This is a genomic window from Mycolicibacter senuensis (assembly GCF_002101885.1).
Taxonomy (GTDB): domain Bacteria; phylum Actinomycetota; class Actinomycetes; order Mycobacteriales; family Mycobacteriaceae; genus Mycobacterium; species Mycobacterium senuense.
Genome location: NZ_LQPS01000037.1, coordinates 69,938 through 83,309, shown reverse-complemented (window position 1 = coordinate 83,309; position 13,372 = coordinate 69,938). Strand labels below are relative to the sequence as shown.

Below are 13,372 nucleotides of genomic sequence, written 5' to 3'. Positions count from 1 at the left end.
TCCCGGTGGACGCCGGCCTGCTGGTGGCTCAGCCCGGCGGTTCTTCGCCCAGCAGATCCGCGTTGTGCTGCCCCGGTGACGGCGGAGCGCCGGTGGCGACCGCCTCGAACGAGCGGTAGCGGGCCGGGGTGCGCACCACGGTGATCCCGTCGTCGTCGCCGCCGATGCGCAGCGCCAGCCGGTTCTCGGCGAACAGCGCGGTGTCGACCACCTGCTTCCAGGTGTTGGCCAGACAGGCCATCAGGCCGTTGCGCTGCAACCGGTCCACCCAGTCCGCCGAGGTCGCCGAGGCCAGCGTGGTCTCCAGCTCGTCGGTGAGCTCGGCGTAGTTGATCGACCGGGAGCGCTGATCGGCGAACCGCGGATCCTCGGTCAGGTCCGGCCGGCCGATGGTGCGACACAGGATGTCCCAGTGTTTGGGGGTGTAGGCGCTGATGACGACGTGGCCGTCGGCGGTGCGGAAGGCGTCCGACGGCTGGGTGGCGAAGCCGACGCCCTTGCGCCGCTTGGCCGGCTGACCGGCCGGCGGTCCGGCGGCCGAGGCCGCCGGCCGGTTCAGGTGCACGGCGAGCTGATTGGCCTGCAGCGCCACCGCAACGTCGTACATCGCCACTTCGACGACGTCGGCGATCCCGTGCCGCTCGCGGTTGAGCAACGCGGCCAGCACCGCCTGCGCCAGCACATGCCCGCTGGCGTTGTCGACCAGCTGGAACGGGATGATCTGCGGTTTGCCGTCCGGGGTGCGCATGCCCGAGGTCATCCCGGCTTCGGCCGCCACCATCAGATCGACCCCCGGCCGGTCGCCGTTGGGGCCGTTGCCGCCGTAGGCCGACAACCGCGCGTAGACCAGCTTGGGGTTTCGGGCACGCAGCTCGTCCGGCCCCAGCCCCAGCCGTTCCATCACGCCGGGCCGGAACGCCTCCAGCACCACGTCGGCGGTGTCGACCAAGGACAGGATCTGCTGTCTGGGTCCGTCGGCACCCAGATCGGCGGTCACCGATTTCTTGCCGCGGTTGTTGGGCAGAAAGTAGACGGCCAGCGGCGGGCGGCCCGGCAGCACCGAGGTGATCTGCCGGCTGGCCTCGCCGCCCGGCGCCTCCACCTTGATGACCTCGGCGCCCAGGTCGGCCAGCACCTGCCCGGCCAGCGGCCCGGCCACGTTCTGGGTGAAGTCCAGCACCCGGAATCCGTCCAGTGGTTTCGGGCCCGAATCGTCGGTCATCTGCCCAGCCCTCTCCGATGCGGGCCGGACGGCCCGGCGAACCGCCGTCCGGCGATGATGAGCAACACCATGAACACGATAGGCACAGTGCCCCGATCCCGGGCGTGGGCCGATGCCCCGCCCGCTCGACGGGAGTCAACGGTAAGGTTCGGTGCTGTGAAATCCGGCCGATGGTCTGTGTTGCCGACCCTGCTCGTTGTTGGCGCACTTGCCGTTTCGGCGTGCGGTGGCTCGACCGACGAGGCGGCCTCGCCGGCCGGGCCGGAGTCGACGGTCGATTGCGGGGGTAAGCAGGACCTGCATGCCGCCGGATCGGTGGCGCAGCAGAACGCGATCGCACAGTTCGGCTACGCCTACGGCCGGGCCTGCCCGGGGCAGACGCTGAACTACACCGCCAACGGCTCGGCTGCCGGGGTCGACGACTTCCTGGCCGCCGAGACCGACTTCGCCGGCACCGACGTGGCGCTGGACCCCGCCAAAGGGCAGCCGGAACGGGCCGCGGAGCGGTGCGGGTCACCGGCGTGGCACCTGCCGACGGTGTTCGCCCCGATCGCGGTCACCTTTCATATCAGCGGAGTCACCGATCTGAACCTGGACGGCCCGACGGTGGCGAAGATCTTCAACGGCACGATCGGCGCCTGGGACAACCCCGCCATCAAGGCGCTCAATGCCGGCATTGCGCTGCCGTCGACACCCATCCGGGTGGTGTACCGCAGTGACAGATCAGGGCTCACGGCCAACTTCCAGAGGTATCTCGAGAGCGCCTCGGAGGGCGCCTGGTACGCCGCGGACGGCGAGATGTTCAACGGCGGCGTCGGCGAAGGCGCCGCCGGCAACAACGGCACCTCGGCGGTGCTGCAGAACACCGACGGCGCCATCAGCTACAGCGAGTGGTCGGTCGCGGCGGGCAAACAGCTGCCGACGGCCCGGATCATCGCCGCGGCCGACGACCGCCCGGTGTCCATCTCCGCCGACTCGGTCGGCAAGACGATCGCCGGTGCGAAATTCGCCGCGGGCTCCGGGAACGGCAACGACATGGTGCTGGACATGGCGTCGCTGTACAAGCCGAGCGCGCCGGGCGCCTACCCGATCGTGTCGGCGACCTACCAGATCGTCTGCTCGAAGTACGTCGACGCCGCCACCGCAACGGCCGTCAGGGCATTCCTGCAGGCCGCGGTCGGTCCCGGACAGGACGGCCTGGAACAGTACGGATCGATCCCGCTGCCGGAAGCCTTCGCATCCAAGGTGCTGGCCGCGGTGAACGCCGTCTCGTGACCGGATGCGGGGCCGCCGCCGGTTAGGCTGATAGCCGGTCTTTCGCCGCGGCTTCGCGGCACGGTGGTGCGCAGCGGTCGAAGGGAGCGTCGTCGGTGAACAACACCGAGCCGGGTTCGCGGGTCGGGTCGCGGTTCGGCCCCTACCAGCTCGGCGACCTGCTGGGCCACGGCGTCGTGGGTGAGGTCTACCGGGCCGAGGACACCCGCAACGACGAGGTGGTGGCGCTGAAGCTGATCTCCGAAGCGCTCTCCGGCAGTGAGGCGTTCCGCAGCCGGCTGGAAGACGAGGCCGAAGCCGCCGGTCAGTTGACCGAACCGCATGTGGTGTCGATCCGGGCCTACGGCGAGATCGACGATCTGCTGTACCTGGAGACCGATCTGGTCGAAGGCACCGACCTGGCCACCGTGTTGGCCGACGGCGGCCCGCTGAGCCCGCCGCGGGCGGTGGCCATCGTGCGGCAGATCGCCGCGGCCCTGGATGCCGCCCACAACGCCGACGTCGTGCACCGCGACGTCAAACCCGCCAACATCCTGGTCACCGGCGATGACCTGGCCTACCTGATGGACTTCGGCGTGGCCGCGGCGATCGCCGACCCCGCGACGCCCGCCGACCCGGCGACCGGCCCGGTGGCCTACCTGGCGCCCGAGCGGCTGACCGGTGAGCAGGCCACCCACCTCGCCGATATCTACGCCCTGGCGGCCGTGCTGGCCGAGTGCCTCAGCGGGGTGCCCGCCTTCACCGCCGACACCGTCGAGGCCGCGCTGCAGGAACGCCGGACGGCCCCGCCCCCGCGTCCCGGCAAGCTGCGCCCGGGACGCGTTCCGGTCGCCATCGACGAGGTGCTGGCCCGGGGCATGGCCCGCAAACCCGAGGATCGCTACAGCAGCGCCGGCGAGCTGGCCGCGGCCGCCTACCAGGCGCTGACCGAGCCCGAACGCCACCAGGTGACCAGGATCCTGCGGCGAGGCGAGCCCGCCCTGCACCTGCCCGGCGGTCTGGAACCCGAGACCGGGCCTGACCCCCGCCCCGACACCGGGACCGGCGGCTGGGCCGATACCGCGGACCAGCCGGCGCCGGCCGGCCCGGGATGGCTGCTGTCTGGTGCGGACCCCGGCGCGCGGTTGGGCGGCCCGTTCCCGGTCACCCCGCTGCTGCAGTCCGACCCGGTCACCGAGGCCGAGCCGATGCCCACCGCGGCGCGTCGCCGCCGGCTGCCACGCAAACCCGTGCTGGTGGCGGGCGCTGTGCTGGCCGCGGTCGCCGTCATCGCCGCGGTAGGGCAGCTGGTGAGCCGGCCGTCGTCGGCGACACCGGTGGCGGCGCCCCCGCAGGACGTGCTGCCGTTCACCGACCTGGACTATCGGCTCTCGCCCGGCGGGGTGGCGCTGGACGCCGAGGGCAACGTCTATGTCAGCAGCGAGGGCATACACGGGCGGGTGGTCAAGCTGGCCGCCGGCTCGGACTCCTCGACGGTGCTGCCGTTCAGCGACCAGTACCAGCCGCGCGGCCTGGTGGTCGACGACATCGGCAACGTCTACTTCTCCGACGCCGCCCGGGTCGTCAAGCTGGCCGCCGGCGACGACTCCCACGCCGTGCTGCCGTTCGCGGGCCTGGACGATCCCGACGGGGTGGCGGTGGACTCCGACGGCAACGTCTACGTCGCCGACCGCGGCAGCGACCTGGTGCTGCGGCTCGAATCCGGCACGAACACCCAGACCGCGCTGCCGTTCGTCGGGCTCAACAAACCCGACGGGGTGGCGGTGGACTCGGCCGGCAATGTCTACGTCACCGATACCGGCAACAATCGGGTGCTCAAGCTGCTGGCGGTCTCCAACGAGCAGGTGGTGTTGCCGTTCGCCGGGATCGTCTCGCCGCGGGGCATCGCGGTCGACGACGGCGGCAACGTGTATGTCACCGAGCACAACCGCAACAAGGTGGTGAAGCTGGCGGCCGGGGCCGCGGTCCCGGTGGTGTTGCCGTTCACCGGCCTCAACGCCCCGTTGGATGTCGCGGTGGACAAGCACGGCAACGTCTACGTCGCCGACCGCGGCAATGATCGGGTGGTCAAGGTCGACGCCGACCGCTGAGAGCCGTTTCACGCCGGATCCTGCAGCTGAGCGGCCCGGCGGGCGGCCCGGGCCCGAAATGGGCGGTAGCATTTTTGTCGTGGACAGTCGCGTCGTGGGCCCCGATGCGGCCGTGAGCGGTTCGGTGAGCCCGGTGGGCGCCGGCCACGATCACGATCACGATCACGCCGGACATCGCACCGTCATCCGCCCGGTGTTCGACGCGGGCTGGTATCGCGCCGCGCTGTGGGCCCGGCGGCTGGCCTGGGTCAGCCTGCTGGTCGTCGGGGTGGAAGGCGTGGTCGGCATCTGGGGCGGCCTGGCGGCCGGCTCGATCGCGTTGACCGGCTGGGCGCTGGGCGCCATTCCCGAGGCGCTGGCCGGGGCCATCGTCATCTGGCGGTTCACCGGTGCCCGCACGCTGTCCGAGACCGCCGAGCGGCGCGCCCAGATCGGGGTGGCGGTGTCGTTCTGGATCAACGCCCCCTACATCGCCGCGGAGTCGGTCCGCCACCTGTTCGGCGACCACCGCGCCGAGAGCAGCGTCATCGGGATCGCGCTCACCTCGGTGGCGGTGCTGGTGATGCCGGTACTGGGCCGCGCGCAGCGACGGCTCGGCAACCGGCTGGGCTCGGCGGCCACCGTCGGCGAAGGCGTACAGAACTATCTCTGCGCGATCCAGGCCGCCGCGGTGCTGGTCGGGCTGACGCTGACCGCGCAGTGGACGGGCGGATGGTGGCTGGACCCGCTGATCGGGCTGGCGGTCGCGGCGGTGTCGGTGTGGCAGGGTTTCCGGTCCTGGCGCGGCGAGGGCTGCGGCTGCTGAGCAAAGTCCCGACTGTCCTGGAGCTGGTGGTGTTGCTCGACAGGAACAGTCGGGACGGAGACAGATTACGCCTCCGCGGGGCCGGATGTCAGCGGTTCGCGATCCAGCTTGTAGCGGATCAGCCGCGAACTGTTGGCGACCACCGCCACCGACGAGGCGTTGTGCAGGATCGCGGCCAGCACCGGTGACAGTGCTCCGCCGGCGCCGATCAGCAGACCGGCGGCGTTGACCGCGATCGACATGCCGTAGTTCTGCCGGATCACCTCGACCGCCCGGCTGCCCAGGTCGCGGACGTCCAGCAACCGCCGCAGATCGTCGTTGGCCAATGCCACGTCGGCGGTCTCCACCGCCACGTCGGTGCCGGCCAGCCCCATCGCGATGCCGATGTCGGCGGCGGCCAGTGCCGGCGCGTCATTGACACCGTCACCGACCATGCCGACGACATAGCCTTCGTCCTGCAGCTCGCGAACCACCTGCAGTTTGTCTTCGGGCAGCACCTCGGCGCGCCATTCGGCGATGCCGAGCTCGGCGGCCACCGCCGCGGCGGTCTCGGGGTGGTCGCCGGTGAGCATCACGACGCGGCGAATACCCTTGGCACGCAACTGCTCGAGCACCTCGTGCGCCTCCGGGCGCACCTCGTCGCGCAGGCTGATCAACCCGACCAGGGTGCCGTCGACGGCCAGCAGCAACGGGGTCTCGGCCTGGGCGCGCAACTTGGTGACCCAGCCCGCCGCCTTCTTCGAGATGCGGACCTTCTCGGCGCGCAGCAGATTCGGGCTGCCCAGCAGCAGGGTGCGACCGTCGGCCCAGGTTCGGATGCCCAAACCCACCAGGACTTCGCACTCCTCGTGCGGCGGGATCACGATGTGCCGCTCCTCGGTGGAGCGGATCACCGCCTCGGCCAGCGGATGCCGCGAGTGCAGCTCCGAGGTGGCGGCGTAGGCGAGCACCTGTTCGGGCTCCCAATCTTTGTGGACGGCAACGATATTCGTCACCACAGGCCGGCCCACCGTGAGTGTGCCGGTCTTGTCGAACACGATGGCGTCGACCCGGCCGGCCTGCTCGAGATGCGAGCCGCCCTTGATCAGGATCCCGCGCCGGGCGCCGTTGCCGATCGCCGCGCTGATCGCCGTCGGCGTGGCCAGCCCCACCGCGCACGGGCAGGCGATCAGCAGCATCGTCATCGCGCGGCGGACGTCGCCGGTCACCAGCAGGGTGAACGCCGACAGGATGAACGACGCCGGCACGAAACGGCGGGAGAAGTTCTCCCCGACGGTCTGGATCGGGGCGCGGTCGTGCTGGGCCTCCTCGACGCGGCTGATGATCCTGCCGATCACGGTCTGGCTGCCGACCGCGGTGGCGCGCACCACCACCCGGCCGCGCACCACCACCGACCCGGCGTGCACCGTCGTGCCGTCGACCACGCTGACCGGCAGGGTCTCGCCGGTGATCGCCGACTGGTCGACGATGGCCTCCCCGTCGATGACCAGGCCGTCGACCGGGATCGCGACGTGGTCGTGGACGATGACCTCGTCGCCGATCTGCACCGTGTCGATCGGCACCTGCACTTCAGTTCCCGCCATGGGGCCGTCGGCCAGTCGCACCCAGGCGGTGTCCTGACTGCCGCGCAGTAGATCCGAGATCGCGCGCCGGGTGCGCCGCAGCGTCAGGTCCTGCAGGTACTCGCCGATGTTGAGCAGCCACAGCACGGTGAGCGCGACCACGTTCTCCCGCAGGACCAGGCTGGCGATGGTCGCCGCCGTCACCAGCGCATCGGTGCCGGCCCGCCCGGATCGGATCGAGCGCAGCGCGCCGCGCAGGAACGGGTAGCCCATGAAGACCGTGGCGCCGGTGGCGACCAGTTGGCCGCTGGGCCCGAGCAGCGGCGGCCGGGCGAACACGTAGCGGCGCAGGCCCAGCATCGCCAGCGCGGCGCCGCCGATCACCATGCGCAGCACATCGGTGTTGCGGATGTCCGCCGAGCGCGGCGTGCGGGCCGGAATCAGGTCGGCCGCGACGTCGGCCGCCGCCCGGATGGCCGCCAGGACCTCGTCGGTGTCGCACCGGTTGGGGGAGTACCAGACCACCACCGAGCCGGTGCGCGGGTAGGCGTGCACGGTGCGCACCCCGTTGACCCGCCCGGCCGTCTCCTCCACCGCCACCGCGCGCCGCGAGTCGCCGCGGACCCAGGGGGTGTGCACCCGCATCCGGCCGGCGGCGTCGGAGACGACGATCAGCTCTGCGCTGTTGGCGGCGCTCACGTCGCCGCGATCAGTGGTCATCAATGGTCATGGTCGTGCGCGACGGCCACCGCCGGCGGGGTGGTCTCCTCGCCGATGCGTTCGCGTGCCTCGGCGACGACGTCGGCCACCTTGAGGCGCGCCGACTCGGCGACCTCTTCGGCTCGCCGGGTGCCGCGCAGGCTCCACTCGGTGGCGGTCACCGCGGCTTCGTGCAGCGGAGCCTTCTCCAGCGCCTTGCGTGCCAGCTCGTAGGCACTGACCCCGACCAGCCCGGTGAACACCGTTCCGGCCGCCTTCGCCAGCAGTCCCTGTACCGCCATGAGTCATCCCCTCCGTGGGTCCGTCTTAGTCAGCGAGGGTATCAGCATATAAGCATCTATGCATGAATGCCAGGGGTGGTACGGCGGTGAAAATGCGGCGAGTGTGCGGTTCAGTACGCGACACGCCGGGTGGATGCGTACCAAACCGCGCACTCGACGGATAAGGCGTTTCAGCCCAGGGTGCGGGTCACCTTTTCGGTTTCGCGGCGACGGTCCTGGACGTCCGGGTCCGGATTGCCGACCTGCACCAGGGAGGCGCCCACGGCGAAGACCGCCAGCATGTTGTCGATCAGCTCGGCGGGGGTGCGCCAGCCGTTGGCCGACCACACCCGATCCGATGCCGTCAAACCCGTTGCGGCCGCCGCTTTCTCGCACAATGCCAGCACCTCGTCGGCGGACGAGCCGGCCAGGGCGGCGCCGGGGGAGCGCTCGGCGTCGAGGTGGTCGCCGTGCACCCGGACCGCCGTCGCATAGTCGGTGACGCCCACCGGCAGGTCCGCGGCCGGCCGGCCGAACGGATCCAGCGACGCCACCACGACTTCACCGCCGGTGCCGGCCACCGCCGCATCGGCCTCGTCGAGTCGCTCCGCGGTGCACAGGGCGATATCGGCGTCCCCGCCGGATTCCAGCGGTTCAGCGAGCCCCGACGCAGGAGAGGCGAAGCTGGGACCGCTGCGTGAACTCAGCAGCACCTCGGCGCCGATCCACCACACCCCGAACATCACCGCCGCGGTCTGCCAGTGCGCCGGCAGCAATACCGCCACCCGGGTGCCCGGACCGGCGCCGAGTTCATCACGCAGCAGGTTGCCGGTCTTGGCGGCCCAGTTCGCCAGGGTCGCCGCCGACAACTCGATGCGTTCGCCGGTGGCGTCGTCGTAGTAGGTGATCCGTGGTCCCACCGGATCGGCGCGCACGATCGGATCAAGGATCGCCGAGCTGAGGTTGGTCACCTCACCGACGTTAGTTCACGCATTGCGGGTCGCCGGAACCCGCGGTCAGAACCGGTGGTGGAGGCGCGATTTCGGGCAGTCCGGCGTCTTCGATGCCGGAGATGCCGGCCATCGTGGTGTAGCCCCCGCCGCCCAGACCCGAACCCGGCCCGGTGTAGTCGTCGGCCAGCACCACGCGCACCGCACCGGCGGGCACCGACTCGTTGGACACCACCGGCAGTCCGCCGAGATCCTTGGCCACCGCCTGCGCGCCGGGGTCATCGGTGCTGGCGGCCTGCACCTGGCTGGCGGCCACCCGGGCAGCCTCGTTGTTGCCGACCGAGCCGGTGCCGAAGCCCTTGGCCCGCAGCACCCCCGAGACCGCCGCGGCCAAGCCGTTGATGTCGGTGTCGTTGTAGACGCTGGCGGTGGTGTGCTCCGGTTCGTAGGCCAGCTGCTCGGTCTTGCCCTCGTCCTGGTCATGCAGCAGCCCGGCCACCCAGTCGGCCACCTGGCCCGGATCGACCCGGACCACACTCTGCATGCCGTCGTCGCTCCAGCCGGACTCCTCGAGCACCGGGATGGTGGCGAACGCGACTTTGCCGCCCGCCAGATCCTGCAGCTGGGTGATGAAATCCAGCACGTCCCAGCCCTCCGACAGCACCACCGACCGCTGCACCGCCGCCTGCAGCCGCGACAGGGTGGCCGGGCTCGACAGCGTCTTTCCGGAGATGACCTTGTGGGCCAGCGACGCCATCACCGCCTGCTGGCGGCGCACCCGGTCCAGGTCGCCGTGTGGCAGCTCGTGGCGCTGCCGCACGAAGCTCAACGCCTCCGCGCCGCCGAGCCGCTGCCAGCCGGCCGGGAAATTTGCGCCGGAGAGCTCTTCGTACACCGGCTCCCGCAGGCAGACGTCGACGCCGCCGAGCGCGTCGGTGATCAGCGAGAAGCCCAGCAGACCGATCTCGGCGTAATGGTCGACGGTGACCCCGGTCAGTTCGGCCACCGTCTGGATCAGCGCCTCCCGGCCGGCCTGGGTGCCGCGGGCCTGGGCCTGGATCGGGTCCATCCCGGTTTCGACGAACGCGTCGGCGGTCTCCAGCCGGGTGGCGCCGTAGACGCCGTTGATCTTGGTCTTGTCCAGTCCGGGCGCCGCCACGTAGGAGTCGCGGGGGATCGAGATCGCGGTGGCCGACTTCCCGTTGTTGGGGATGCGGACCAGGATGATGGTGTCGGTGTTGGTGGCGTCGTCGTCGCCGACCCGCAACGCCGCCAGCTCCTCCGGTGTCAGTGGGTTGCCGTGCGCGTCGGTGCGGCTGTCCATCCCGACCAGCAGGATGTCGACCGCGCCGTCGGATCCGCCTTGGCCCAGGGCCAGTGACGCGACGTGGAAGATGCCGTCTTCGAAGGACCGGACCTGGCTCCAGGCCACCCCGGTCCCCAGCACGATGACGACGGCTGCCACGGTCGCGATCACACGAATCACACGTTGCGCAGGCATCACAACAGGCTACTTGCGTCACTGCCGTATCGGCGGTAGCCGCGGTCGGCGTGCCAGACTTGGGCCGCCGGCGACGGCGCAGGGCCGAAGCGATGTGGAGGAGTGGCGGTTAAGTGACAGTGACCCGGATCGTCATCACCGGAGCCCGCGGCCAGGTCGGCCGTTTCCTGACCGGCCGCGCCGCCGAGGCGGGCCGAGACGTGCTGGCGCTGTCCTCGGCGCAGTGCGACATCACCGATCCCGACGCCGTCGACGCCGTCGACCTGCGCGCCGGGGACGTGCTGGTCAACTGTGCTGCCTATACCCAGGTCGACGCCGCCGAGACCGACACCGACCGCGCCCACGCCGTCAACGCCGCCGGGCCGGGCCACCTGGCCGCCGCCTGCGCGCGGGCCGGCGCCCGGTTGATCCACATCTCCACCGACTATGTCTTCGACGGTGACTTCGGCGGCGCCCCGCCGCGGCCGTACGAGCCGGGGGACCCGACCCGGCCGCTCAGTGTCTACGGCGAAACCAAACTGGCCGGCGAGCAGGCGGTGCTGGCGGGGTCACCGGACTCCCTGGTGGTGCGCACCGCCTGGGTCTACACCGGCGCCGCGGGCGGGTCGGACTTCGTCGCGGTGATGCGGGCCCGCGCCGAGACCGATGCGACAGTCGACATGGTCGACGACCAGATCGGCTCACCGACCTACGTCGGGGACCTGGCCGACGCGCTGCTGCGGCTGGCCGAGGCGTGGCCGGCCGCGCGACTGCTGCACGCCGCCAACGCCGGCGCGGCGAGCCGCTACGAACAGGCCTGCGCGGTGTTCACCGCGCTCGGCGCCGATCCCGGCCGGGTGCGTCCGGTCAGCAGCGCCGCCAACCCGCGCCCGGCGGCCCGGCCGGCCTACTCCGCGTTGTCGGGGGTCGACTCGGCGCGGGCCGGCCTGACGCCGCTGCGCCCATGGCGCGATGCGTTGGCCGCCGCAGTGGCCAGATAGCCTCTACGCCGTGAGTGAGGCCCTGCCGGTGGTGACGGTGACCTATTCGCCGGGATGGCATCTGGACCGCTTCCTGGCATCTTTGTCCTTGGCCACCGACCGCCCGGTGCAGGTGGTGATGGCTGACAACGGCTCGACCGACGGTGCGCCGCAGGAAGCCGTACAGCGCTATCCCAATGTCGAACTGCTGGTCACCGGGGCGAACCTGGGTTATGGGGGAGCGGTCAACCGGGCGGTGTCCAAGCTCGCCGGCAACGACGAATGCGGTGAATTCCTTATCGTGGCCAATCCCGACGTGCAGTGGGGGCCGGGCAGCATCGACGCGCTGCTGGAGGCGGCCGCCCGCTGGCCGGACGCGGCCACGCTGGGCCCGCTGATCCGCGATCCCGACGGCTCGGTGTACCCCTCGGCGCGGCAGCTGCCGAGCCTCGTCCGCGGCGGCATGCACGCCGTCATCGGCCCGCTGTGGCGGAACAACCCGTGGTCGCGCGGTTACCGGCAGGAACGTCTGGAACCCAGCGAACGCCCGGTGGGGTGGCTGTCGGGTGCCTGCCTACTGGTGCGCCGGGCCGCCTTCGACGCGATCGGCGGCTTTGACGAGCGCTACTTCCTCTACATGGAAGACGTGGATCTGGGAGACCGGCTGGGCCGGGCCGGCTGGCTCAACGTCTACGTTCCGGGGGCCGAAGTGCTGCACCAGAAGGGTCACGCCACCGGCAAGGACCCGGCGGCCAACCTGGCGGCGCACCACCGCAGCACCTACACCTATCTGGCCGACCGGCACACCGGATGGTGGCGAGCGCCGCTGCGCGCGGCCATGCGGGGGGCGCTGGCGGTGCGCTCACACCTGGCGGTGCGAAACGCTCGCCGCAAACTGACGAGGGGACGCCCGTGACACTCAGCCAAGTCGACGCCGTCGTCCTGGTCGGCGGCAAAGGCACCCGGCTGCGGCCGCTGACGCTGTCGGCGCCCAAGCCGATGCTGCCGACCGCCGGCCTGCCCTTCGTGACGCACCTGCTGTCGCGGATCGCTGCGGCCGGCATCGAGCACGTCATCCTCAGCACCTCCTACAAGCCGGCGGTGTTCGCGCAAGAATTCGGCGACGGGTCCGCGCTGGGCCTGCAGATCGACTACGTGACCGAGGACGAGCCGCTGGGCACCGGCGGCGGCATCGCCAACGTCGCGCCCAAGCTGCGCCACGACACCGCGATGGTGTTCAACGGCGACGTGCTCTCCGGGGCGGACCTGGCCGAGCTGTACGCCTACCACCGTGAGCATCAGGCGCAGGCCACCCTGCATCTGGTACGGGTGGGCGACCCGCGCGCATTCGGGTGTGTGCCCACCGACGACGGCCGGGTCACCGCATTCCTGGAGAAGACCGAGGACCCGCCCACCGACCAGATCAACGCCGGCTGCTACGTGTTGTCCCGCAACGTCATCGACCGCATTCCGCGCGGCCGGGCGGTCTCGGTGGAGCGCGAGGTGTTCCCGGCGCTGTTGTCGGACGGGGACTTCAGCGTCTACGGCTACGTCGACACCAGCTACTGGCGCGACATGGGCACCCCGGAGGACTTCGTGCGCGGCTCGGCGGATTTGGTGCGCGGCATCGCGCCGTCACCGGCGCTGGGCGGCCGGCGCGGCGAGTCGCTGGTGCACGACGGTGCCGCGGTGGCGCCGGGCACGGTGCTGATCGGCGGCACGGTCGTCGGTCGGGGCGCCGAGATCGGCCCCGGCGCGCGGCTGGACGGAGCGGTGATCTTCGACGGCGTGAAGGTCGAGGCGGGCAGCGTGATCGAACGCTCGATCATCGGGTTCGGGGCCCGGATCGGGCCGCGGGCACTGATCCGCGACGGGGTGATCGGCGACGGCGCCGACATCGGGGCGCGCTGCGAACTACTGCGCGGGGCGCGGGTGTGGCCGGGGGTGTCGATTCCGGACTGCGGGATCCGCTACTCCAGCGACATCTGAACCCAGTTCTCCCGCTGACACTGCGCTCAGGGCGCACCC

At 71.2% G+C, this 13,372-nt stretch carries 11 protein-coding genes; 6 read left to right on the top strand and 5 right to left on the bottom strand.

Going from position 1 to position 13,372, the window contains the following annotated elements:
* Nucleotides 1-28 precede the first annotated feature (28 nt).
* Nucleotides 29-1,222 (bottom strand): CoA transferase, encoded by a 1,194-nt coding sequence (locus AWC24_RS11715; protein WP_085085087.1) that lies wholly within the window; start codon nt 1,220-1,222, stop codon nt 29-31.
* A gap of 156 nt (nt 1,223-1,378) precedes the next feature.
* Here AWC24_RS11715 and pstS point away from each other — a divergent pair, with 156 nt between their 5' ends.
* From pstS to AWC24_RS11700, 3 genes are all read left to right on the top strand, one after another.
* A complete protein-coding gene (gene pstS / locus AWC24_RS11710) occupies nt 1,379-2,497 on the top strand; it encodes a phosphate ABC transporter substrate-binding protein PstS (protein WP_085085085.1) in 1,119 nt (372 codons plus the stop codon).
* A 95-nt stretch (nt 2,498-2,592) separates the two neighbouring features.
* On the top strand, nt 2,593-4,587 hold the full coding sequence (locus AWC24_RS11705; protein WP_085085083.1) for a serine/threonine-protein kinase PknD: 1,995 nt from the start codon (nt 2,593-2,595) through the stop codon (nt 4,585-4,587).
* A gap of 184 nt (nt 4,588-4,771) precedes the next feature.
* The gene (locus AWC24_RS11700) at nt 4,772-5,392 is read left to right on the top strand and encodes a cation efflux transmembrane domain-containing protein (RefSeq protein ID WP_407663437.1); all 621 of its coding nucleotides are present in this window, start codon (nt 4,772-4,774) and stop codon (nt 5,390-5,392) included.
* Between the two features lie 65 nt (nt 5,393-5,457).
* Here AWC24_RS11700 and ctpC read toward each other — a convergent pair whose 3' ends face one another.
* The 4 genes from ctpC to AWC24_RS11680 all read right to left on the bottom strand — a co-directional run bounded on the left by ctpC (nt 5,458) and on the right by AWC24_RS11680 (nt 10,385).
* A complete protein-coding gene (ctpC, locus tag AWC24_RS11695; RefSeq protein ID WP_085085081.1) occupies nt 5,458-7,674 on the bottom strand; it encodes a manganese-exporting P-type ATPase CtpC in 2,217 nt (738 codons plus the stop codon).
* A complete protein-coding gene (locus AWC24_RS11690) occupies nt 7,674-7,955 on the bottom strand; it encodes a DUF1490 family protein (RefSeq protein WP_085085079.1) in 282 nt (93 codons plus the stop codon). The genes ctpC and AWC24_RS11690 overlap by 1 nt, the downstream gene beginning before the upstream one ends.
* A 170-nt stretch (nt 7,956-8,125) precedes the next feature.
* Entirely contained in the window at nt 8,126-8,905 is a 780-nt protein-coding gene (locus tag AWC24_RS11685) for a TIGR03089 family protein (RefSeq protein ID WP_174813593.1), read from the bottom strand.
* 10 nt (nt 8,906-8,915) lie between these two features.
* Nucleotides 8,916-10,385, bottom strand: coding sequence for an LCP family protein (locus tag AWC24_RS11680; RefSeq protein ID WP_174813594.1), 1,470 nt, complete (start codon nt 10,383-10,385; stop codon nt 8,916-8,918).
* A gap of 113 nt (nt 10,386-10,498) precedes the next feature.
* Here AWC24_RS11680 and rfbD point away from each other — a divergent pair, with 113 nt between their 5' ends.
* The 3 genes from rfbD to manB are packed head-to-tail and all read left to right on the top strand — an operon-like array spanning nt 10,499 to nt 13,333.
* Nucleotides 10,499-11,365 (top strand): dTDP-4-dehydrorhamnose reductase, encoded by an 867-nt coding sequence (rfbD, locus tag AWC24_RS11675; RefSeq protein WP_109560422.1) that lies wholly within the window; start codon nt 10,499-10,501, stop codon nt 11,363-11,365.
* A 10-nt stretch (nt 11,366-11,375) separates the two neighbouring features.
* On the top strand, nt 11,376-12,260 hold the full coding sequence (locus AWC24_RS11670) for a glycosyltransferase family 2 protein (protein WP_085085075.1): 885 nt from the start codon (nt 11,376-11,378) through the stop codon (nt 12,258-12,260).
* Nucleotides 12,257-13,333 carry a mannose-1-phosphate guanylyltransferase ManB gene (gene manB / locus AWC24_RS11665; protein WP_085085074.1) on the top strand — a complete coding sequence of 359 codons (1,077 nt, stop codon included), beginning with the start codon at nt 12,257-12,259 and terminating at the stop codon, nt 13,331-13,333. The genes AWC24_RS11670 and manB overlap by 4 nt, the downstream gene beginning before the upstream one ends.
* The last annotated feature ends 39 nt before the right edge of the window (nt 13,334-13,372 follow it).